Annotated in this window: 19 protein-coding genes and 1 pseudogene; 14 read left to right on the forward strand and 6 right to left on the reverse strand. The window is 67.8% G+C overall.

Features of this window, described 5'->3' with window-relative positions; translation table 11 throughout:
- The first annotated feature begins 31 nt into the window (after positions 1-31).
- From QE363_RS06220 to QE363_RS06230, 3 genes are all read left to right on the forward strand, one after another.
- On the forward strand, positions 32-475 hold the full coding sequence (locus QE363_RS06220; protein WP_307103285.1) for an Lrp/AsnC family transcriptional regulator: 444 nt from the start codon (positions 32-34) through the stop codon (positions 473-475).
- Between the two features lie 332 nt (positions 476-807).
- On the forward strand, positions 808-2,481 hold the full coding sequence (locus QE363_RS06225; protein ID WP_309693231.1) for an amidohydrolase family protein: 1,674 nt from the start codon (positions 808-810) through the stop codon (positions 2,479-2,481).
- A gap of 65 nt (positions 2,482-2,546) precedes the next feature.
- Positions 2,547-3,611, forward strand: coding sequence for a choice-of-anchor A family protein (locus QE363_RS06230; RefSeq protein ID WP_309693233.1), 1,065 nt, complete (start codon positions 2,547-2,549; stop codon positions 3,609-3,611).
- Between the two features lie 180 nt (positions 3,612-3,791).
- Here the strand turns inward: QE363_RS06230 and ctrA are convergent, their stop codons facing one another.
- From ctrA to QE363_RS06245, 3 genes and pseudogenes are all read right to left on the reverse strand, one after another.
- Positions 3,792-4,493 carry a response regulator transcription factor CtrA gene (gene ctrA, locus QE363_RS06235; protein ID WP_307103291.1) on the reverse strand — a complete coding sequence of 234 codons (702 nt, stop codon included), beginning with the start codon at positions 4,491-4,493 and terminating at the stop codon, positions 3,792-3,794.
- Positions 4,494-4,593: 100 nt separating this feature from the next.
- Positions 4,594-5,688: an AI-2E family transporter gene (locus QE363_RS06240; RefSeq protein WP_309693235.1), complete on the reverse strand. Its 1,095-nt coding sequence runs from the start codon at positions 5,686-5,688 to the stop codon at positions 4,594-4,596.
- Positions 5,685-6,609, reverse strand: a pseudogene (locus tag QE363_RS06245) (LysR family transcriptional regulator). Before QE363_RS06245 ends, QE363_RS06240 begins: the two are co-directional and overlap by 4 nt.
- A 138-nt stretch (positions 6,610-6,747) precedes the next feature.
- Here QE363_RS06245 and QE363_RS06250 point away from each other — a divergent pair.
- Both QE363_RS06250 and wrbA read left to right on the forward strand, forming a co-directional pair.
- Positions 6,748-7,479 carry a pirin family protein gene (locus tag QE363_RS06250; RefSeq protein WP_307103297.1) on the forward strand — a complete coding sequence of 244 codons (732 nt, stop codon included), beginning with the start codon at positions 6,748-6,750 and terminating at the stop codon, positions 7,477-7,479.
- Positions 7,480-7,506: 27 nt separating this feature from the next.
- Positions 7,507-8,109 carry an NAD(P)H:quinone oxidoreductase gene (wrbA, locus tag QE363_RS06255; protein WP_309693240.1) on the forward strand — a complete coding sequence of 201 codons (603 nt, stop codon included), beginning with the start codon at positions 7,507-7,509 and terminating at the stop codon, positions 8,107-8,109.
- Between the two features lie 391 nt (positions 8,110-8,500).
- Here the strand turns inward: wrbA and QE363_RS06260 are convergent, their stop codons facing one another.
- Entirely contained in the window at positions 8,501-9,274 is a 774-nt protein-coding gene (locus QE363_RS06260) for a M15 family metallopeptidase (protein ID WP_309693242.1), read from the reverse strand.
- Between the two features lie 49 nt (positions 9,275-9,323).
- Here QE363_RS06260 and QE363_RS06265 point away from each other — a divergent pair, with 49 nt between their 5' ends.
- Complete coding sequence (locus QE363_RS06265) at positions 9,324-9,968, forward strand: RluA family pseudouridine synthase (RefSeq protein ID WP_309693244.1); 645 nt, start codon at positions 9,324-9,326, stop codon at positions 9,966-9,968.
- 12 nt (positions 9,969-9,980) lie between these two features.
- Positions 9,981-10,406: an alternative ribosome rescue aminoacyl-tRNA hydrolase ArfB gene (gene arfB / locus QE363_RS06270; protein ID WP_219020560.1), complete on the forward strand. Its 426-nt coding sequence runs from the start codon at positions 9,981-9,983 to the stop codon at positions 10,404-10,406.
- 242 nt (positions 10,407-10,648) lie between these two features.
- Here the strand turns inward: arfB and QE363_RS06275 are convergent, their stop codons facing one another.
- Entirely contained in the window at positions 10,649-11,026 is a 378-nt protein-coding gene (locus tag QE363_RS06275) for a hypothetical protein (protein ID WP_309693246.1), read from the reverse strand.
- A 125-nt stretch (positions 11,027-11,151) separates the two neighbouring features.
- Here QE363_RS06275 and QE363_RS06280 point away from each other — a divergent pair, with 125 nt between their 5' ends.
- The 6 genes from QE363_RS06280 to QE363_RS06305 all read left to right on the forward strand — a co-directional run bounded on the left by QE363_RS06280 (position 11,152) and on the right by QE363_RS06305 (position 18,528).
- Positions 11,152-12,114, forward strand: coding sequence for a metalloregulator ArsR/SmtB family transcription factor (locus QE363_RS06280; protein ID WP_307103305.1), 963 nt, complete (start codon positions 11,152-11,154; stop codon positions 12,112-12,114).
- Positions 12,111-13,052: a methylenetetrahydrofolate reductase gene (gene metF / locus QE363_RS06285; RefSeq protein ID WP_309693251.1), complete on the forward strand. Its 942-nt coding sequence runs from the start codon at positions 12,111-12,113 to the stop codon at positions 13,050-13,052. The genes QE363_RS06280 and metF overlap by 4 nt, the downstream gene beginning before the upstream one ends.
- Positions 13,053-13,306: 254 nt before the next feature.
- Complete coding sequence (locus QE363_RS06290; RefSeq protein WP_309693254.1) at positions 13,307-14,353, forward strand: homocysteine S-methyltransferase family protein; 1,047 nt, start codon at positions 13,307-13,309, stop codon at positions 14,351-14,353.
- A 133-nt stretch (positions 14,354-14,486) separates the two neighbouring features.
- Positions 14,487-17,084, forward strand: coding sequence for a methionine synthase (gene metH / locus QE363_RS06295; protein WP_309693257.1), 2,598 nt, complete (start codon positions 14,487-14,489; stop codon positions 17,082-17,084).
- Positions 17,085-17,215: 131 nt separating this feature from the next.
- The gene (gntA, locus tag QE363_RS06300) at positions 17,216-17,935 is read left to right on the forward strand and encodes a guanitoxin biosynthesis heme-dependent pre-guanitoxin N-hydroxylase GntA (protein ID WP_307103313.1); all 720 of its coding nucleotides are present in this window, start codon (positions 17,216-17,218) and stop codon (positions 17,933-17,935) included.
- Positions 17,932-18,528 (forward strand): urea carboxylase-associated family protein, encoded by a 597-nt coding sequence (locus tag QE363_RS06305; RefSeq protein ID WP_309693264.1) that lies wholly within the window; start codon positions 17,932-17,934, stop codon positions 18,526-18,528. Before gntA ends, QE363_RS06305 begins: the two co-directional genes overlap by 4 nt.
- Positions 18,529-18,653: 125 nt before the next feature.
- Here the strand turns inward: QE363_RS06305 and QE363_RS06310 are convergent, their stop codons facing one another.
- On the reverse strand, positions 18,654-20,345 hold the full coding sequence (locus tag QE363_RS06310; RefSeq protein ID WP_309693266.1) for an alkaline phosphatase family protein: 1,692 nt from the start codon (positions 20,343-20,345) through the stop codon (positions 18,654-18,656).
- Between the two features lie 67 nt (positions 20,346-20,412).
- Between QE363_RS06310 and QE363_RS06315 the strand changes: the two genes are divergently transcribed.
- Positions 20,413-22,440: a protein-disulfide reductase DsbD domain-containing protein gene (locus tag QE363_RS06315; protein WP_309693268.1), complete on the forward strand. Its 2,028-nt coding sequence runs from the start codon at positions 20,413-20,415 to the stop codon at positions 22,438-22,440.
- Positions 22,441-22,507: the final 67 nt, after the last annotated feature.

Genomic DNA, 22,507 nt, shown 5'->3' on the forward strand with positions numbered 1-22,507 from the left:
TTGCGTGTGTGGCGGGTGTAGCGGGACAGGAATGTCTGACGCGATCGACCGCCGCATCCTGGCCCAGCTGGCCCGCGATTCCGACCTGACCAGCGCTGCGCTGGGGGAGAAGGTCGGACTGTCCGCCAGCGCGGCGCATCGCCGGGTGGCGCAGCTGCGGGAAAGCGGGGTGATCTGCGGCTATCGCGCGATCCTGAGCCATGAGGCGCGGGGGCGGCCCTCCACAGTGATGGTCAACGTCACGCTCAAGGACCAGCGCCAGGATACCATGGCCGCGTTCGAGCGCGAGATCCTGCGCTGTCCCGAGATCGTCGAATGTTTCCTGATGAGCGGCGAGGCGGATTACATGATCCAGGTCGAGGTCCGCCGTGACGACAGCTATGAGCGTATCCACCGCGAGACGCTGGCGCGATTGCCGGGGGTGACGCGGCTGGCCTCGCACTTCGTGATCCGCGAGGTGGTGCGGCGATCCTAGGGCCGATCGACAGTCGGAATTGCTTCTTCCCTCTCCCCTGGACAGGGGAGAGGGTTAGCGAAGCTTGCCAGCCTGCTGGCTAGCGCAGCTTGGGTGAGGGGTTGAGCGAGCCCAAAGGCTCGCGCGCTCGCTTCGCGAGCGCCCACCCCTCACCCAGCTCCGACTAAGCCTTTGCTACGCAAAGACCAAGTCTGCGCAACCCTCTCCCCTCTGCGAGGGGCGAGGGAGGGAAAGGCATTGCTGAATGTCGACCCGCCCTAAAAATCCTCCCCGTGCCGGGCAGGATCGAACCGTGCTTCCCACCCCTCGAATCTCCCGATAGGGATCGGCCCATGGCACAGTTTGCTTTCACGTCCCCCATCCTCCGCGCCGCGCTTGCGACCTTGGCGATCGCGCTGACCCCCGCCGCCGCTTTTGCCGATGGGCTGGTCGACAATGTCACGGGGCTGACGCTGGGCAAGGACGGCAAGGTGGTGCGCTTCACCGGCCTGCTGATGAGCCCCGACGGCAAGGTGACGAAGCTGTTGTCGGCCAAGGACAAGCGCCCCGAAAAGCTGGACTGGCGCGCCGACATGAAGGGGCGGGTGCTGATCCCCGGCTTCGTCGATTCGCATGGCCATGTCATGGGTCTGGGCTTTCGCCTGCTCGAACTCGATCTCGCCCCCACCAAGTCGCTGGACGAGGCCAAGGCGCGGATCGCGGCCTATGCGGCGGCCAATCCCGATCGCAAATGGGTGATGGGCGGCGGCTGGAACCAGGAAGCCTGGGGGCTGGGCCGCTTCCCCACGGCGGCCGATCTCGACGCGGTGGTGCCCGACCGCGCGGTCATCATGGAGCGCGCCGACGGCCATGCGCTCTGGGCCAACAGCGCGGCGATGAAGGCGGCGGGGATCACCGCCAAGACCGTCTCGCCCCCCGGCGGCCGGATCGAGAAGGTCGGCGGCCAGCCATCGGGCGTGTTCGTCGACGCGGCGATGGCGCTGATCCAGAAGGTGGTGCCGCAGCCGCTCGCCAAGGATCGCAACGCCGCCTTTCTGAAGGCGCAGAACGACCTGCTGTCGCACGGCATCACCGCGACCGCCGACATGGGCACGACGCTGGACGAATGGATGACCTATCGCCGGATGGGCGATGCGGGCAATCTGCGCGTCCGCATCATGAGCTATGGCGGCGGAATCGAGGATACGGTGCGGATCGGCGGCACCGGGCCGACCCAGTGGCTGTACAACAACCGGCTGCGGCTGGTCGGGGTCAAGCTGTACGGCGACGGCGCGCTGGGATCGCGCGGAGCCTGGCTGAAACAGCCCTATGCCGATGCGCCTGGCCAGACGGGGCTCGGCTTCATGACCGACGACGTCATCCGCAACCTGATGAGCCGCGCGGCGATGGACAAATATCAGGTCGCGGTCCACGCGATCGGCGACAAGGCCAATGCGCAGGTGCTCGACGCGATCGACGAGCTGGCCGAGACCTATAAGGGCGACCGGCGCTGGCGGATCGAACATGCGCAGGTGGTCGATCCCGCCGACCTGCCGCGCTTCGGCCGCCACGGCATCATCGCCTCGATGCAGCCGGTGCATGAGACCAGCGACCGCCAGATGGCCGAGGCGCGGCTGGGCCCGGCGCGGCTGTCGGGGGCCTATGCGTGGAACACCATGCTGAAGAACGGCGCGACCCTGGTCTTCGGGTCCGACTATCCGGTCGAGAGCCCCGATCCCTTTGCGGGCTGGGCGGCGGCGATCACCCGGCAGGGGGCGGACGGCCAGCCCTATGGCGGGTGGCAGCCGCAGGAGATCATCGGGCGCGAGGCGGCGTGGCGCGCCTTCACCATGGACGGCGCCTATGCGGGCTTTGCCGAGGATCTGTTCGGGCGGCTGGGCGTGGGCCAGCAGGCGGACTTCGTGATCGTCGACCGCAACCCGCTGGACGCCAACCCCAGCGAGCTGCGCGCGACCCAGGTCGAGGAGACGTGGATCGGCGGGCAGAAGGTGTGGGAGCGGCGCTGATCCATCCCGGATCGGGACGCGGATCGATAATGATTTGGCAGGGCTTCGGGGCGTATCCTGCACGCATGAAACATCGTCTGCTCGTCGCGGGTCTGGCCCTGGCCGCCCTCCCATCGCTTGCGGTCGCGTCGCCGGTCGTGGGGATCGACGCGCTCAAGCAGTGGAATCTGATCGTGCTGGGCGACCTGACCTCCAGTTCGGAGGTGGAGGGGCGGACCTTTGTCGGCGGCAATCTCAGCGGCAATTCGTCCAACTACCAGATCCGCACGGTGGCCGCGTCGGACTATGCGCTGCCCGGCCTGACCGTGGTCGGCGACGTGCTGGGCGGCACCAAGAATCTGAACAACGGGTCGGGGGCGCTGGTCGGCGGCAATGTCCAGAGCGGCTTCAACCTGAACGGCGGCATCCAGACGGTGAAGGTCGGCGGCCTCCTGTCCAACACCAATATCAACCAGAATATCGTCCAGGCGGGGCTGGGCACCAGCGATCCCGGCTTCGTCGCGGGTCTGAACCAGCAGAAGACGTTGCTGGCGAGCAGCATGACCGATCTGTCGAACAGCTATGCCGGGCTGGCGGCGACCGGGCAGGTGGCGATCAGCGGCAACCGCGCGACCTTCAACGCGGTGGTGGGCGCCAATGGCGTGGGCGTTTTCAACCTGACCGCCGCCGACCTGTCGCGCTTCGGCGAGATCGCGTTCAACACCAATGGCGCCGATACGGTGATCGTCAATGTCAGCGGATCGTCGATCCGGCTGGACGACAATTTCCTGGGCGGTGCGACGGGGCTGGGCGAGCATGTCATCTGGAACTTCCCCGAGGCGACCAGCCTGGAGCTGACGACCGCGTGGAAGGGCTCGGTCCTGGCGCCCAAGGCGGCGGCGGTGACGGGCAATTATATCGAGGGCTCGGCCGTGTTCGGCAGCCTGATCCAGAACGGCGAATTCCATCTGGGCACCTATATCGGCACCTATTCGCCGCCCGCACCCAATCCGCCGAGCAGCTCGGGCGGCGGGACGGGCAGCAGCGGCGGATCGCCCGCGCCGGTGCCGGAGCCGGCCAGCCTGTTGCTGATGGCCGGGGGACTGGGCCTGTTGACGATGGTGATGCGGCGGCGGCGCGCATCGGCCTGACGGCGGTTCATCGCGTGGCCTTCGACTGCGCTCAGGCCGAACGGCGCGGGGGAATGGGTGCCGCCAACCAACCGCCCGCTCAGCCTGAGCGAAGTCGAAGGCCACGCGACACCCGGACAATAAAAAAGGCCGGTCCGCCCCCGCGAACCGGCCTTTTTCCTATTTCCGAAACCGGGTCGATCAGGCGACGGCGGCCTGTTCGCCCTCGTCGGGCTCGCGCAGCACATAGCCGCGGCCCCAGACCGTCTCGATATAATTCTCGCCCTCGCAGGCCAGGCTCAGCTTCTTGCGCAGCTTGCAGATGAAGACGTCGATGATCTTCAGCTCGGGTTCGTCCATGCCACCATAGAGATGGTTCAGGAACATCTCCTTGGTCAGCGTCGTGCCCTTGCGGAGCGACAGCAACTCCAGCATCGCATATTCCTTGCCGGTCAGGTGGACGCGCGCGCTGTCGACCTCGACCGTCTTGGCGTCGAGATTGACCGCCAGCTTGCCGGTGCGAATGATCGACTGCGAATGGCCCTTGGAGCGGCGGACCACGGCGTGGATGCGCGCGATCAGTTCCTCGCGGTGGAACGGCTTGGTGACGTAATCGTCCGCGCCGAAGCCGAAGCTGCGCACCTTCGAGTCCATCTCGTTGATGCCGGAAAGGATCAGGACCGGGGTCGAGACACGGGCGACGCGCAGCCGCTTCAGCACGTCATAGCCATGCATGTCGGGCAGGTTCAGGTCGAGCAGGATGATGTCGTAATCATACAGCTTGCCGAGATCGAGGCCTTCTTCGCCCAGATCGGTGGTATAGACGTTGAAGCCTTCGCTGCCGAGCATGAGCTCGATCGCCTTGGCGGTCGTCGGTTCGTCCTCGATCAGCAATACGCGCATCGATTGTCCCCATTCGCGGAAATGTCGCCCCCTGTGCCCCGGCGACTGGTATTCTAAACATTAACCAATGCTGCAGTGAACGTAAAAGGTTAATTCGGTCCTAACCCGGAACATTGTCGTCGGGTTTCAGCTTGGCGCCGGGGCCTAGCAGCGTCTGGTGTTCGACGCGCGGAATATCCTCGCCCAGCACTTCGCGCAGATACAGGCTGCGGATCAGGGTGAAGGCGACGATCAGCAGCGCGGCGGAGAAGAACAGCCCGAACAGGCCGAAGATCGTGCCGATGCCGATGATCGCGAACAGCGTGACCGCCGGGGGGATGGCGACCACGCGGCTGGTGACGAAGGGGGTGATCGCATTGGTCTGGACCAGCCGGACGACCGCGAAGGTGATGAGCGTGCCGATGATCGCGCCGTTGCCGCCCTGCGCCGCCAGCCCCAGCGCGGGCAGCATCGCGGCGATCGGCCCGACATAGGGCACGAACTCGCTGAGGCCGGTCAGCAGCCCCAGCGCGGCGGCGGAGGGCACGCCCGCAATGGCGAGCCCGACGCCGACCAGCACCCCCATCGTCGTCATCTGGATCAGCTGCGCGCGTAGCCACAGGCGCAGCGTCGACCCCGTGTCGAACAGCGCGTCCTCCATCGCCGACCGCATCGAGCGGGGCACGAGCAGCAGGAAGCCCCGCTCATAGATCTTGGGATCGGCGGCGAAGAACAGCGCGCCGACCAGCAGGAGCAGGCAGTTGAGCACGAACTCCCCCGCGCCCGACACGATGCCGCCGATATCCTGCGCGACGCGACTGCCCGCATAGGCGGCGCGCACCGCGTCGACGACCTTGGCCCCGACCGGCGACTGCGACGCCCAGGCGGCGAGCTGGTCGATCAGGATCGGCAGTTGCGTGACCAGCGTGTTGAGCTGCTGGCGAAAGGCGACGCCGAACAGCCAGGCTAGGAACCCCAGCACCGCCAGCACGGTGGCGACCGACAGGGTCAGCGATCGCTTCGGCCCGATCGGCAGGTGATCGGCATAGAGGTCGGCGATCGCATGGATGACGATCGCCCCCAGCACCGATCCGAAGGCGAGGATCAGCAGGTCGCCCGCGCGGAACAGGGCGGCGGTGATGCCCAGGACCAGCAGGGTCAGGACGATGCGGCGGATGAAGCGCGCGTCGCTGTCGTCGGGGCGCAGCCGGTTCATCGCACCGCCTCCCGTTTGCGCGCCACGGTACAGGGATCGCGCACCGTATCGGCCAGCCAGGCGATCAGCGCCTCGACGCGGGCGGGGCGCAAGGGGCTGGGCGGGGTCAGCAGATGCAGCCCGATCGGCGGCGGGGTCCAGTCCTCCAGGATCGGCACGACGCGCCCGCTGACCATGTGCGGCCCGATGATGAAGCCCGGCAGCCGCGCGATGCCCAGCCCGGCGACCACCGAGGGGACCAGCGCGTCGCCGCTATTGGCGGTCAGCGGACCCTGCGGCCGCACCGACACCTCGGCCCCGCCGGGATGGCGGAAACGCCAGGGGCCGGTGACGTTGGAATAGCTGAGCAGCCGATGCTCGCCCAGTTCGTTGGGATGGCGCGGCGTGCCATGTTCGGCCAGATAGCCGGGCGAGGCGACGACATGGGTGGAGATGCCGCACAGCCGCCGGGCGCGCAGCGAGCTGTCGGGCAGGTCGGCGATGCGCAGCGCGATGTCATAGCCCTCCGCGACGATATCGACCTTGGCGTCGGACAGGCTCAGCTCGATCTCGATCCCCGGATGCCGCGCCAGGAAGTCGGCGATGACCGGCGCGATGTTGGTGACGCCGAACGACATCGGCGCGGCCAGCCGGATGCGGCCCGCCGGCGCGCTGGCGGCGTCGCGCGCGGCCTCCTCGGCGGCGCGCGGCCTCGGCCAGGATGCGCGCAGCATGCTCGGCCAGCGGCTTGCCCGCCTCGGTCAGCGCCAGGCGGCGCGAGGTGCGGTGGAACAGCGACTGGTTGAGCTGCGCCTCCAGCCGGGTGATCGCCTTGGACACGGTCGCCTTCGACAGCCCGATCGCATCGGCGGCGGCGCTGAACGAACGATGCTCGACCACGGCGGCGAAGATCGCCCAGGCCTCCAGATCCGGCAGACGCATCGCTTTCCCTTGCCCCTTCGCGCGACCATCGGCGATCGGCTCCGCGCTACAATGAACGTGGAAACGATCGGTTTCCAGCGTTTCCGTTTACGCGATCCTATTCGGCCCTATCTTGTGAGCATCCAAGGGAGAAATTCCATGACTGCCATTACTGCCGAGAAGGGCATCGACCGTCGCAGTTTCGAAAGCCTGGGCCATGCCAATCATGGCTGGCTGGACGCGCGGCATCATTTTTCCTTCGCCAGCTATTATGATCCCGCCCGCATGGGCTGGGGCGCGATCCGGGTGTGGAACGATGACGTCATCGCGCCCAATGCCGGTTTCCCGCCGCATCCCCATGCCGATATGGAGATCATCACCTATGTCCGCACCGGCGCGATCACCCATCAGGATTCGATGGGCAATGTCGGCCGCACCGCGGCGGGCGACGTGCAGGTGATGAGCGCCGGGTCGGGCGTCCGCCACGCCGAATATAATCTCGAGAACGAGCCGACGACGCTCTTCCAGATCTGGGTCGAGCCGCGCAGCCGTGGCGGCCAGCCCAGCTGGGGCGCCAAGCCCTTTCCGAAGGGCGAGCGGTCGGGCCGGTTCGTGACGCTGGCCAGCGGCTTCGACGATGACGGCGACGCGCTGCGTATCCGCGCCGATGCCCGCGTGCTGGCCGCGACGCTGCGCGCCGGGGAAAGCGTCGAGCACCGGGTGGGCGCGGGGCGTCATGCCTATCTCGTCCCCGCCACCGGACGGATCGAAATCGACGGTGTGCCGTTCGCGGCACGCGATGGTGCGGCGCTGTCGGGCGATGCGGAAGGCCGGACGGTGACGATCACCGCCATCGAGGATGCCGAGATCGTTCTGGTCGATTCCGAATAATTCCATTCACCCAAGGGAGTATTTCACATGGCGAAGGTTCTGGTCCTTTATTACTCGTCCTATGGCCATATCGAGCAGATGGCCGACGCCATCGCCGAGGGCGCGCGTTCGGCCGGTGCCGAGGTGGACATCCGCCGCGTCGCCGAGACCGCCCCGGCCGAAGTGGTCGCCGCGGCGCACTTCAAGACCGACACCGCGCACCCCGAGATCGAGGGCCCCGACGCGCTGACCAATTATGACGCGATCATCGTCGGGACGCCCACCCGTTATGGCCGGATGGCCAGCCAGATGGCGGCCTTCTGGGACACGACCGGCGGCGTGTGGATGCGCGGCGGTCTGGTCGGCAAGGTCGGCGGCGCCTTCACCTCGACCGCCAGCCAGCATGGCGGGCAGGAGACGACCCTGTTCTCGGTCCTGACCAACCTGATCCACCACGGCATGACCATCGTCGGCCTGGATTATGGGTTCCAGGGGCAGATGGGCGTCAAGGAAGTCCATGGCGGCACGCCCTATGGCGCGTCGACGCTGGCGGACGGCGACGGCAGCCGCCAGCCCAGCCAGGTCGATCTGGACGGCGCCCGCTATCAGGGCAAGCGCATCGCCGAAACGGCGGCGAAGCTGTTTGGTTGATATAATCGGCATTGCTTCTTCTTCCCCTCTCCCCTGGACAGGGGAGAGGGTTAGCGAAGCTTGCCAGCCTGCTGGCTAGCGCAGCTTGGGTGAGGGGTTGAGCGAGCCCAAAGGCTCGCGCGCTGCGCGCATACACCCCTCACCCAGCTCCGACTAAGCCTTTGCTTTCGCAAAGACCAAGTCTGCGCAACCCTCTCCCCTCTGCGAGGGGCGAGGGAAGGCAAGGCATCGCTGACTATCGATTCGACCCAGGGACGGGGGTGCCGAAGGGTGTCCCCGTTCTTCGTGTCGGGCGTGGCCTTCGACTTCGCTCAGGCTGAACGGGGTTTAGTATCCAGCCCAGTTCCCAACCTCCGTTCTGCCTGAGCGAAGTCGAAGGCCACGGGAAACCCTATCGCCGCTTGCCCTTCGTCCTCACCGGCACCGGCGGAGCCGCCACCGGCACAGGCGGCTGGCTCGTGACCACCACATTCAACGGATCGCGCACGCCCGGATCGGCGGGAAACTGCGCGCGTGCCTTCGCAAACACCGCCCGCGCCTGTGCCGCGCCCGGTTCGGTCGGACTGGTGCCGACCCAGCGCCAGTGCCACGGCTCCCACTTCACCCGCTGCCTGTTGCCCGCCGGGAAGCTCATCTCGAATCCGAAGCGCGGCGCGTTGGCGATCAGCCAGCGTGCGGCCGGGGTCGCCGCCATGCAGGCCTCGGCATCGGGGCAGCCTTTGGCCGGGCGGACCGCGAAGTCCAGCGCATAGCCCGTCGCATGCTCGCTATGCCCTGCAGGTGCGACCGAGACGGCGCGCTCGGCGGCGGACACGCTGCGGTCGCGGCAGAAGACGTTGCGCTGGCGCGCGACCTCGCGGTGGCAGGACAGGCCGCGCAGCGTGCCCCCCACCGACGGATCGCGGCGGGCCGCGTCGAGCAGCTGCTGAAGATCGGGGATCATCGCCCGGTGCAGGCGGCAATAGGGCTTGAGCCCGAAGCCTGCCGGGGCGGGCACGATGTCCTCGGGCGGCGCATCGCCATAAGCGAAATGTCCCGCGACCCGGCCGTCGGGGCCGGGCGGCGGCAGCGCGCCGTCGCAGGATTGCCCCTGTGCCGTCACGGGCATCGCGGCGATCGTCAGTAGTGCGAGAAAGCGCAGGAAAAGGGCGGGGGCGGTCGGCATGACGCGCGCGCCTCTGGCATGTCGGCGCGCACGGTGGCAAGGGAGCGGCATGCACGGAGATCGCGTTCTATTCATCGACGGCGAAGCGCTGGTGATCGACAAACCGGCGGGCTTGCCTGTCGATCGGCCCCGTAACGGGTCGATCAGCCTTGAAAACCATCTGGAATCGCTCAAATTCGGGTTCAAGCGCTGGCCGACCGCGGTCCACCGGCTGGACCGCGACACCAGCGGCTGCCTGTTGCTGTCGCGCAATCCCAAGGCGCATGCCCGCTTCCAGCAGGCGTTCGAGGCCGGGCTGGTCGAGAAGCGCTATCTGGCGGTGCTGAACGGCGTGGTCGAGGGCGAAGGGATGATCGACCTGGCGCTGGCCAAGGTCTCGACGCGCGAAGAGGGCTGGCGGATCGTCGCCGATCCGGCGGGCAAGGCGGCCCGCACCGGCTGGCGCGCGCTGCGCCATGAGGGCGGGCGGACGCTGGTCGAGTTTCGTCCCGAAACCGGCCGCACGCATCAGATCCGCGTCCATGCCGCGACGGGCCTCGGCGCGCCGGTGGTGGGCGATCCCGTGTACGGCGCGGGCGAGGCGGGGGGGATGCTGCTCCACGCCGCCAGCCTGACGCTGCCGCGCGGCGAGGCCAAGGACCCGATCACGGCGGAGGCCCCGTTGCCCGAACGCTTCGGCGCGTTTCGCGACTAGGGCGGACCGGCGATGGCGCTGATCCCCGTCACCCGCGCCATCGCGATCGACGAGCGCGAGATCGCCGAGAGCTTCACCCGCGCCTCCGGGCCGGGCGGGCAGCATGTCAACACGACCGACAGCGCGGTGCTGCTGCGCTTCGATGTGGGCGGCTCGCCGAGCTTGCCGGAGGCGGTGAAGATGCGGCTGGCCGTGCTGGCGGGGCAGCGGTTGAGCAAGGACGGTGTGCTGACCCTGCGCGCCGATGCCAGCCGGTCGCAGGAGATGAACCGGCGTGAGGTGCGCGAGCGGTTGATCGACCTGATCCGCGAGGCGACGATCGTGCCCAAGAAGCGCCGTCCGACCAAGCCGACTCGGGCGTCCCAGACCCGGCGGGTGGATGCGAAGAAGGGGCGGGCGCAGGTGAAGGCGGGGCGGGGGAAGGTTCGGTTCGACTGAAAGCGTCGGGGCGTGGCCTTCGACTTCGCTCAGGCTGAACGGATGATGGGATATGGGGCCACAAACCCCGCCCACCCGTGCGACCGGAACCAAAGCGAGCTGAACGGACGTTGGGATATGGGGCCAAGAACCCCTCGCTCCGTTCAGCCTGAGCGAAGTCGAAGGCCAAGCAAATCGCCCAAAGAAAAACGGGCCGGCGAACTGATCGCCGACCCGCTTCCCATTGCCGAAGGGCGAACCCTTTAGCGGCGGACATCCTCGCCCGCGCGGACCAGCGCGTTGCCGGTCGCCTGGCGGGCATTGTCCGCGCCCTGCTCGATCTTGTCGCCGGCCCGGTCGAGGCCACGGTCGATATTGTCGCCCGCGCGGTCAGCATGCGCCGCGGCCCGGTCACCGGCGCGGTCCAGCTTGTCGCCCGCCTTGTCCATGGCATTCTCGGCCGAGTTCAGCGCGCGTGCGGTCGCCGCCTCGACATCGTCCGAGGCATTCTGCGTCGTCGCCTTCACGTCCGAGCCGATGGCGTCGGCGGCCTGCTCGGTCTGCTGCTGGGCATTCTCGCTGCACGCGGCCAGCGACAAGGCGGCGGCACCGGTCAGGGCGAGGATCAGGGCCTTCTTCATGGCAAACACTCCCGTTTTAAACATATGATCGGCGTGCCAACGCAGATTATCCGTTTCGGGTCCGTGTCGGCCGAAATCTGTTCGCTCCGTTGACCGCATATAAAGATATCTTTATATCGTGATCCATGGCCAATGCGCTCGAAATCTTTCGTGCCCTCAGCGATCCGACGCGGCTGCGCATCCTGGCGCTGCTGCGGTCGATGGAGCTGTCGGTGGGCGAACTGGCGCAGGTGCTGGGCCAGAGCCAGCCGCGGGTCAGCCGCCATGTGAAGATCCTGGTCGATGCCGAACTGGCCGAGCGGCGCAAGGAGGGTAGCTGGGTCTTCGTCGCGCTGGGCGACCGCGAGGCGGTGGAGCCGATGATGGCGGCGCTCGATCGCTGGACGGCGGAGGCGCCCGATCCCTGGATGGTCGCCGATGTCGCGCGGCTGGCGGCGGTGCGGGCCGACCGGGCGGCGAGCGCGGCGGCCTGGTTCGAGGATCATGCGGGCGAATGGGATGCGATCCGATCGCTCCATGTCGCGGACAGCGAGATCGAGGAGGCGATGGCGGGCCTGATCGGCGAGGGCGATCTGGGCGCGCTGATCGATATCGGCACGGGCACGGGGCGGATGCTGGAGTTGTTCGGCGACCGGGCGGACTCGGCGTTGGGCATCGACCGCTCGTCGGAGATGCTGCGGCTGGCCCGCGCCAAGCTGCACGGCCGCGCCAATACCGAGTTGCGGCAGGCGGACCTCTATGCGCTGCCCATGGGCGACGGCGCGGCGGATATCGCGATCCTGCACCATGTCCTGCACTTCGCGCAGCAACCGGGCGCGGCGATCGCCGAGGCGGCGCGGGTGCTGGGGCCGGGCGGGCGGCTGCTGATCGCCGACTTCGCGCCGCATGATCGCGAGGAATTGCGGCAGAAGGCGGCGCATAGCCGCCTGGGTTTCGCCGACGAACAGATGGCGGGCTGGTTCGGCCCCGCCGGGCTGACGCTGGCGCGGACCGAGACGCTGGAGGGCGGCGAGCTGACCGTCAAGCTCTGGCTGGGTGTGAAGAAGGGGCTTCGGCCCGTCGAGACGAATAGGGTGAAGGCGGCATGACGAACACGATCCTGACGCGGGCCGAGGCCGCGCTGGCGCATGAGGAACCGCTGTTCGCCGATGTGGGCGGCGATATCGCGGTCAGCTTCGAATTCTTCCCGCCCAAGACGGAGAAGATGGACGCGCAGCTATGGGATGCGATCCGCACGCTGGAGCCGCTGGACCCGCGCTTCGTGTCGGTGACCTACGGCGCGGGCGGCTCGACCCGCGAGCGGACCCATGCCACCGTCGCGCGTATCCAGCGCGAGACTACGATGGACGCCGCCGCGCACCTGACCTGTGTCGAGGCGACCCGCGAGGAGATCGACCAGGTGGCGCAGGAATATTGGGCGGCGGGCGTGCGGCATATCGTCGCGCTTCGCGGCGATCCCCCTGCCGAGGGCGCGCGCTTCGTCAGCCATCCCGGCGGCTATGAGAATGCCGCCGATCTGGTCGCGGGCCTGAAGAAGCTGCACCCGTTCGAGATTTCGGTGGCGGCCTATCCCGAATGCCACCCGGACTCGGCGGACCAGAAGGCGGATATCGACAATCTGAAGCGCAAGATCGATGCGGGCGCCAACCGCGCGATCACGCAATTCTTCTTCTCGCCCGAGGCCTATTTCCGCTTCCGCGATGCCGCCGCCGCCGCGGGGATCACCGCCGAGATCGTGCCGGGCATCCTGCCGGTGTCCAACGTCGCGCAGACCCGCAAGTTCGCCGCGATGTGTGGCGCGGCGATCCCCGAATGGATGGACCGTCTGTTCGAGGGGCTGGACGATCATCCCGGCGCGCGCCAGCTGGTCGCCGCCACCATCGCCGCCGAAATGTGCCGCCGTCTCTATGCGGGCGGGGTGAAGGGGTTCCACTTCTACACGCTCAACCGCGCCGAGCTGGCCTATGCGATCAGCCATTTGCTGGGCGTGCGGGGAAAGAAGGCCGAGGCGGTCGCGGCGGCCTGATCTTAACCCTTCGGGGGTAGGGCGGGGGCGATATGGCAGGCCGTGTCGCTTCGTGGCTTTCCCTCCCCCGGCCCCTCCCGCCTGCGGGAGGGGAGAGATGAATTCGAGGGTCGGGGTGGCGACGGCGCATAACCTACGACCCAGGCACGCCCCTCCCGCAAGCGGGAGGGGATGGGGGAGGGAAGGCCACGGGCGAACCGCCTGAGGCTCGCCACCCGGATGAAAAGAACGCTCGCCAGAGCAGGAGCAAGACGATGACGACCCGCGAAACCTTCCTGGCCGAAGCCGCCAAGCGCATCCTGATCACCGACGGCGCGTTCGGCACCGAGATCCAGAACTGGAAGCTGGACGAGGCGGCCTATGCGGGGACGCTGGGCCTGTCGCACGACCAGAAGGGCAATAACGACATACTGGCGCTGACCAAGCCCGAGGTGCCCGAGGCCATCCACCGCGCCTATTTCGAGGCGGGAGCGGACATTGCCGAGACCAACACCTTCTCCGCCAACCGGATCAGCCAGGCCGATTACGGCGCGGAACATCTGGTGCGCGAGATCAATGTCGAGAGCGCCAAGCTCGCGCGCCGTCTGGCCGACGAATTCGCCGCGAAGGACGGCCGCCCCCGCTTCGTCGCGGGCGCGATCGGGCCGACCAACAAGACGCTGTCGCTGAGCCCGGACGTCAACGATCCGGGTTACCGCGAGATCGACTTCGATTATCTGAAGGACGTGTACCGCGAACAGATCGACGCATTGGTCGAGGGCGGCGCGGACTTCATCCTGATCGAGACGGTGTTCGATACGCTGAACGCCAAGGCCGGGATCATGGCGACGATCGAGGCGGGCGAGGCGCTGGGCCGCGACATCCCGATCATGCTGTCGATGACGCTGACCGATCTGTCGGGCCGCAACCTGTCGGGACACACGGTCGAGGCCTTCTGGCACGCGGTGCGCCATGCCAGGCCGCTGACCATCGGGCTGAACTGCTCGTTCGGCGCGGAGCAGCTTCGCCCGCATGTGAAGACGCTGTCGGAAATCTGCGACACGCTCATCATGATCTATCCCAATGCCGGGCTGCCCAACGAACTGGGCGCCTATGACGAAGCGCCGGTGACCACCGCCGGTCTGGTCGGCGAATGGGCGGTCGAGGGGCAGGTCAATGTCCTGGGCGGCTGCTGCGGCTCGACCCCTGCGCATATCAAGGCGATCGCCGACAAGGTGAAGGGCATGCAGCCCCGCACCATCCCGACCCCGCCGGTCGTCACCCGCCTCGCCGGGCTGGAGCCGTTCACCATGGCGGCCTGACCTTCTAGCCCTCTCCCCTCCGGGGAGAGGGTTGGGTGAGGGGTAGGGGTCTCGTAGAGACCGGCCTCTCGGTGAGACACAGCCCCTCTCCCAACCCTCTCCCCGGAGGGGAGAGGGCTAAGAAGAAGAACCAATGACCACCAACACCTCCACCAGTTTCGTCAATGTCGGCGAGCGGACCAACGTCACCGGATCGGCGGCGTTCAAGAAGATGATCCTGGCGGGCGATTACACCCGCGCGGTGGAGGTGGCGCGCAGCCAGGTCGAGAATGGCGCGCAGGTGGTCGACGTCAACATGGACGAAGGGCTGCTCGACGCCGAATATGCCATGACCACCTTCCTCAAGCTGATCGCCGCCGAGCCGGATATCGCGCGCGTGCCGATCATGATCGACAGCTCGAAATGGAGCGTGATCGAGGCGGGGTTGAAATGCGTGTCAGGCAAGCCGATCGTCAATTCGATCAGCATGAAGGAAGGCGAGGAGGCGTTCCTCCACTATGCCCGTCGCTGCATGGCGTATGGCGCGGCGGTCGTCGTCATGGCGTTCGACGAGGTCGGGCAGGCCGACACCAAGGACCGCAAGGTCGAGATCTGCGCGCGCGCCTATGACCTGCTGATGTCGATCGGCTTCCCCCCCGAGGACATCATCTTCGACCCCAATGTCTTCGCGGTCGCCACCGGCATCGAAGAGCATAACAATTACGGCGTCGACTTTATCGAGGCGACCCGCGCGATCAAGGCGCGCTGCCCCCACGTCCATATCTCGGGCGGCCTGTCGAACCTGTCGTTCAGCTTCCGAGGCAACGAGCCGGTGCGCCGCGCGATGCACTCGGTGTTCCTCTACCACGCCATCCCGGCGGGCATGGACATGGCGATCGTCAATGCGGGCCAGCTCGACGTGTACGACACGATCGACCCCGAACTGCGCACCGCCTGCGAGGATGTGATCCTCAACCGCGACCCGGAAGCGGGCGAGCGTCTGGTGGCGCTGGCCGAGCGCTATCGCGGCACCGATGCGGTGGCCGAGAAGCAGGCCGCCGAGTGGCGCAGCCTGCCCGTCACCAAGCGGCTGGAATATGCGCTGGTCAAGGGCATCGACGCGCATGTCGTCGACGATACCGAGGAGTGCCGCCAGCAATTCGCGCGGCCGATCGAGGTGATCGAAGGCCCGCTGATGGACGGGATGAACGTCGTCGGCGACCTGTTCGGATCGGGCAAGATGTTCCTGCCCCAGGTGGTCAAGTCCGCCCGCGTCATGAAGAAGGCGGTCGCGCACCTCCTCCCCTTCATCGAGGCGGCGAAGGAGCCGGGTGCCAAGGGCAAGGGCAAGATCGTGCTCGCGACCGTGAAGGGCGACGTGCACGATATCGGCAAGAACATCGTCGGCGTGGTGCTCCAGTGCAACGGCTTCGAGGTGGTCGATCTGGGCGTCATGGTCCCCTGGTCGAAGATCATCGCGGCGGCGAACGAGAATGACGCCGACATGATCGGGCTGTCGGGCCTGATCACCCCCTCGCTGGACGAGATGGTGACGGTGGGCGAGGAGATGCAGCGGGCAGGGATGACCATGCCGTTGCTGATCGGTGGCGCGACGACGTCGAAGGTGCATACCGCGCTGCGTATCGCGCCCGCCTATTCGGGGCCGGTGGTGCACGTCCTCGACGCCAGCCGCGCGGTCGGCGTGGCGACCACGCTCGTGTCCGACACCCAGCGCGACCCCTATGTCGCGCAGGTCGCCGCCGATTACGAAGCCGTCCGCAAGGCGCGCGAGGGGAAGGGGGCCAATGCGCTGTTGCCGCTGGAGGAAGCGCGCGCGCGCGGCTTCGTCGCGGACATGGCGCTGAAGGCGGGCGATCCGAAGCAGCCGGGCGTGCATGTCTATCAGGACTGGGACCTGTCTGACCTGCGCGACTATATCGACTGGACGCCCTTCTTCCGCGCCTGGGAACTGGCGGGCAATTTCCCCGCCATCCTGACCGACGAAGTGGTCGGCAAGAGCGCCAGCGGGCTCTATGCCGATGCGCAGGCCATGCTCGACACGATCATCGCCGAGAAGTGGCTGACCGCGAAGGGCGTCGCCGCGCTCTGGCCCTGCCGCCGTGACGGCGATGACGTGATCCTGACGGCGGATGGCGAAGAAACCCGCATCCCCTTCCTGCGCCAGCAGATCGCCAAGCGCGAAGGCCGTGCCAATATGTGCCTGGCCGACTTTATCGACCCGGCGGGCGACTGGATGGGCGGCTTCGCGGTCGGCATCCATGGCATCGACGCGCATATCGAACGCTTCCGGGCGGGGCATGACGATTATAACGACATCCTGCTCAAGGCGCTGGCCGACCGTCTGGCCGAGGCGTTCGCCGAGCGGCTCCATGCGCATGTCCGCACCGACCTGTGGGGCTATGCGGCGGGCGAGCAGCTGACCAACGAGGCGCTGATCCGCGAGCAATATCGCGGCATCCGTCCCGCGCCGGGCTATCCCGCCTGCCCCGAGCACAGCATCAAGCGGACGCTGTTCGACCTGCTGGGGGCGGAAAGCGCGGTCGGACTGGAGTTGACCGACAGCTTCGCGATGCTGCCGACGGCGGCGGTCAGCGGCTTCTACTTCGGGCACGCCCAGGCCGAATATTTCGGCGTCGCGCGGATCGGCGAGGACCAGGTGGCGGATTATGCCACCCGGCGCGGGATCGATGTCGCGCAGGCGACCCGGTGGTTGCGCCCCAATCTCGATTGATCGGGGCGTTCCCACGATTCCTGACGGCTTGATCTTGATTATTATCAAGGCGAGAGAGTAGTCGATGCTAATCACATAGGATATAAAGGCTTTTTGGGAACGCTGCCCATCGCGTCGCGTTGGGGCATCCCATGTCGAAAACCGGAAGCAGCCTTTTCCCCGCGCACGATCCCAGCGAGCCGCAATCGGCCGAGCTGCTGCGTGCGCATATCGCGGCAGCGGATTTCCCTTGCGTCGGCGCCAAGGCGGCGATGGCGCGGGGGACGCTGGATATCCTGGGCGCGCGCGACATCGCCAGCGCTTGGGACGATCTGCGCATCCATGACCGGCTGCGGCGTTTCGCCGAACGCTATCGTGCCGAGCCGCAGCTGTTCCGCAGCCTGGCGGTGGTCTTCGCCGGACCCGAGCAGCTGGACGAAGCCGCGTTCGAGCGCGCGATCTGGGCGCGGATCCAGTCGCTGTCGGACAAGGATGTCTGGCTGGGGCAGGACTGGGACGAACGAGTCAGCGCCGACCCGGAAGACCCGCATTTCTCGCTGTCCTTCGGCGGCGAGGCGTTCTTCGTCGTCGGGCTGCATCCCAACGCCAGCCGCCCCGCGCGGCGCTTTCCGCGCCCCGCGATGATTTTCAACCTGCACGACCAGTTCGAGATATTGCGCGCCCAGGGCAAATATGAGGGGATGCGCGAGAAGATCATGGTCCGCGACGAGGCGCTGGCGGGATCGCGCAACCCGATGCTGGCGCGCCATGGCGAGATGAGCGAGGCCCGGCAATATAGCGGTCGCGCGGTAGAGGAGGGCTGGCGTTGCCCCTTCCACTATGCGGGCACCGATGCCGGGGCCGGGCGATGAGCGCGACGACGGTCGAGATTCCGCCCCGCAGCGGCGACGCCTTTCGCATGGCCAAGGGTGACAGCCTGACCGTCATCGACCCGCGCGGGCGACAGGTCGCCGATCTGCTCGCCTTCAACGCGGAGGATCTGGACGAGGTGATCTCGTCGGGCCGGACGCTCGATTATGCCGAGACGATCCGGCTGACCACCGGGCACAAGCTCTATTCCAACCGCTCGCGGGTGATGCTGGAGATCGTCGCCGATACGGTGGGGATGCACGACTTCCTGCTGACGCCCTGTTCGGTCGACACGTTCGACCATTTCTATCCCGACCTGCCGCGCCATCGCGGATGCTTTGGCAATCTGGCGGCGGCGCTGGCGCCTTTCGGCGTGGTGCCTGACCGGATTCCGGTGGCGTTCAACTGTTTCATGAACGTGCCGGTCGACGGGACGACCGGCAAGCTGGAGGTGCTGCCGCCGCTCAGCGGACCGGGGGACCATATCCGCTTCGTGGCGCATATGGATCTGGTGATCGGCCTGACCGCTTGTTCCGCACCTGCGTCGAACGGGGGGAGCTTCAAGCCGATCGAATATAGGGTGGAGCGAGCCTAAAATTCCTCCCCTGTAAGGGGAGGTGGCAGCCCGGAGGGCTGACGGAGGGGTGTCGCGGCCAGCGGGGACACCCCTCCACCACCGCTTCGCGGCGGTCCCCCTCCCCTTGCAGGGGAGGAACAAGCTTATTTCTTACACGTATCCGCCGCACCCGGATCGAGGTCCAGGCAGCGCCCGTCCACGCCGGGGATCGGCAGGCCGATCGTCGCCGCCAGCGTCGGCGCGATGTCGACCGTTTCGACCGACAGCGGCTGCTCGAACCCGGCCATGCCCTTGCGCCAGAACAGGATCGGCACGCGGCGGTCATAGTCCCAGGGCGAACCATGCGTCTCGACATAGCCCGGTGCGGCTTCCTCGATCGTCGTCACGCGCGGCTTGAGCAGGATCAGCAGGTCGCCCGAACGCGTCGGGTCGTAGGAGGACCGCGCCTTTTCCTTCAGCGTCCAGGTCTCGGGCGGGGTGGTGGGCCAGGGCGTCGCGGCGATCTCGTCGCGGGTCAGCGCGGCGGCGACCTGCGGCAGCGCCTCGTAACGGCGCTTCGCCTCGGCCAGCACCTTGGCGCGGGTGGCGGCGGGCAGGTCGCGGTTGATATAGATGTCGCCCTCCGCGCTCATCAGCAGCGGCGGGGTGTTGGACAGGCCCATGTCGCGCGCGATCGCGGCCGACATCGCCTTGGTCTTGGCCTCGGGCGCGATATGGCTTTCCATCGGCATGGCGCGGATCTGCTGACGCTCGGTCATGTCGTGCGCGCCGTGGTCGGCGGTCAGCATCACCTCATAGTCGACGCCGGTCGCATCGAGCACGTCGAAGAAGCCCGCCAGCGAACGGTCGAGTTCCTCCATCTGGATGCACATCTCGGCCCCCTGGGTGCCCAGCGCATGGCCGACATAGTCGGTCGCCGACAGGCCCACCGACAGGATGTCGGTCTGCGGCCCCTGGCCCAGCTTCATGTCCTGGACGAAGCCCGCCGCCATCGCCAGCACCGCCGCATCGGCGGCGGGCGAGACGCGGAACGCCTTCAGGTCGCCCGCCGCGCGCTGGAACCGGCCGGTGCCCAGGGTCTGGCTGCCGACCGTGATCGGCCGGTCGAGCGACTTGCAGAAGCCGGGCAGCGGCAGCGGCGCCTGCGGTTTCGCAACCAGATCGGCGACGGCCTTGCGCGTGCGCTCCACGACCGGCGGCATGGCGCGTCCGGCATAGGAGACATAGGTCTTGCCGTCCCACCACCAGATCTCGTCCATCTTGTGCCCGCCCATCATCACGGCGGCGCGGTCTTTCCCTGCGACCGAGACGGTGCGGACGCGCGGATCGGCAGTCTTCATCCGCTCGCCCAGCGTCGGCACCTTCAGATGCATGTCCGACACGGTGTAGTTGTTATGGTCGTTGCCCGCGACGCGCTCGTCCTCCGAGCAATAGACGATCTTGTCCGCGCGCCCGACCGACTGGTCGATCCAGTTGTTGGCGATGATCCCGGTATGCGCGGGGCGATAGCCGGTCAGGATGGTCGAGTGGCCGGGGCAGGTCTCGGTCGCGGCATGGCTTTGATAGCCCGAGGGGAAGACCGCGCCGGTCAGCAGGCGCGCCATGCCGCCGGTGAAGTGGTTGCGATATTGCTGGAACAGGTCGGCGGAGAACTGGTCGACCGAGATCGCTACGATCAGCTTGGGCGGCGTGGTGGGAAAGGGGGGCTGCGGCGTTCCCGGCAGGGTCGCGACGGGCGCGGGCGCGGTGCCCGGCACGGGGCTGGCGGTCTGGGCGAGCGCCGGGGTGGCGAACAACGCGGCGGAGGCGAGAAGCGCGGCAGTCAGGGAGTTCATGGGCAACCTTGGTGCAAAGCGTGGACGGGGACGCTATGGAACGCGAAAGCGGGTTAGGGCAAGGTCGATGCGCGGTTGGTTTTACATCCTGATGACGGCGCTTTTCATGGTGATGGGCTATGCCCCCGCCATGGCGGAAAGCGGCCCCCCGGCCGCGCCCGGCGCGATCCATCTGCCGATGCGCCTCGTTCCCGAAAGCGCGACCCCGGCGGCGGGCGGCCATGTCACGCTGGCCATCGCCGCCACGCCCGAAAAGGGCTGGCACGGCTATTGGAAGAATGGCGGCGATGCGGGCCTGCCGACCGAGGCGCACTGGACGCTGCCTCGGGGCGTGACGGCGGGCGAGTTGCGCTATCCGGTGCCGGGGCGGCTGAAGATCGCCGGGCTGATGAACTATGTCTATGAGCGGCCCTTCGCGCTGCTCGTCGATCTGAACCTGCCCGCCGGGCTTGCCAGGGGCACCGCGCTGCCCGTGTCGGTGAAGCTCGACTATCTGGTCTGCACCGACACCATCTGCGTCCCCGAAAGCCAGACGCTGTCGACCATGCTGACCGTGGGCGACGGCGCGGTCGCGCCTGCGACGCGCGCCGAGTTCGACCGTTGGCGCGCCGCGCTGCCCCGGCCGCTGGGCGGCGACGGCGTGATCGAGACGAAGGGCAAGGGCGTGCGGATCGCCGTCCCGCTGCCCGCCTCGGTCGCGGTCAAGGACGCCTATTTCTTCCCCGACCGCAGCGGGCTGATCGACCATGCCGCGCCGCAGACGCTGACCCGCAATGGCGACCAGCTGATCCTGGCCATCCCGGCCGCCGCCGTGCCGACGCCGGGGCCGGTGTCGGGCGTGCTGTCGATCGGCGAGGGGCAGGGGCTGGCCTTCATCGCCAAGCCGGGCGCGATCGCCGGGGCGGGCGGCGAGGCCGATCATGGCATCGGCGCGGTGGCGCTGGCCTTTCTGGGGGCGGTGCTGGGCGGGCTGCTGCTCAACATCATGCCCTGCGTCTTCCCGATCCTGAGCCTCAAGGCGCTGAGCCTCGCCCGTGGCGGCGGCGACGAGCGGCATGCGCGGGCCGAGGCGCTGGCCTATACGGCGGGCGTGGTGCTGGTATGCGTGGGGCTGGGCGTGATCCTGCTGGCATTGCGCGCCGGGGGGCAGAGCGCGGGCTGGGCGTTCCAGTTGCAGGACCCGCGCGTGATCGGCGTCCTCCTGCTGCTCGTCGCGGGGATCGCGTTCAACCTGGCGGGGCTGTTCGAGCTGCCGACCCCGGCCTTTGCGGGCCGTTCGGGCGCAATGGGCTCGTTCGCGACTGGTGCGCTGGCGGCGTTCGTCGCGACGCCCTGTTCGGGGCCGTTCATGGCCGGAGCGCTGGGCGCGGCGCTGGTCCTGCCCGCCGCCGCCGCGCTGGCGGTGTTCGCCGGGCTGGGGATCGGCATCGCGCTTCCCTTCATCGCCATCGGTTTCGTGCCCGCGCTGCGGCGGCGGCTTCCCAAGCCGGGCATGTGGATGGTGCGGCTGCGCCATATCCTGTCGGTGCCGATGTTCCTGACCGCGCTCGCGCTGGCCTGGATATTGGGGCAGGAGGCGGGGGTGACCGGCATGACGCTGGGGCTGGCCGCCGCATTGCTGGCGTCTCTGGGTTTCTGGTGGACGGGGCTTCGCCAGCATGGCGGCAAGGGCCGCGCGGGCTGGCCCGCCATCGCCGCGCTGGTGCTGGCGGTGGCGATCGTGGTGACGGTCAAGCCCGCCGCAGCGGTGGCCAGGACCAGCGCCGACACCGCCTTCAGCGAAGCCAAGCTGGAGGATCTGCGCAAGCAGGGCCGCCCGGTCTTCGCCTATTTCACCGCCGACTGGTGCCTGAGCTGCAAGGTCAACGAGGCCGCCGCGATCGAGCGCAGCTCGGTGCGCGATGCGTTTGCGCGCAACAAGGTGGCGGTGCTGGTCGGCGACTGGACCGATGGCGATCCCGTGCTGGGACGGTTTATCGAGCGGCACAACCGGGCCGGGGTGCCGCTCTACCTCTATTATGCCCCCGGCACGAAGGAACCGCAGGTGCTGCCGCAGGTGCTGACCCCGTCGATGCTGGAGAAGCTGGGGGCGTAAGTTCCTATAATTCCTCCCCTGCAAGGGGAGGTGGCAGGGCGAAGCCCTGACGGAGGGGTGTCCTGCT

It is taken from the genome of Sphingomonas sp. SORGH_AS_0870 (genome assembly GCF_031453175.1).
Lineage (GTDB): Bacteria > Pseudomonadota > Alphaproteobacteria > Sphingomonadales > Sphingomonadaceae > Sphingomonas.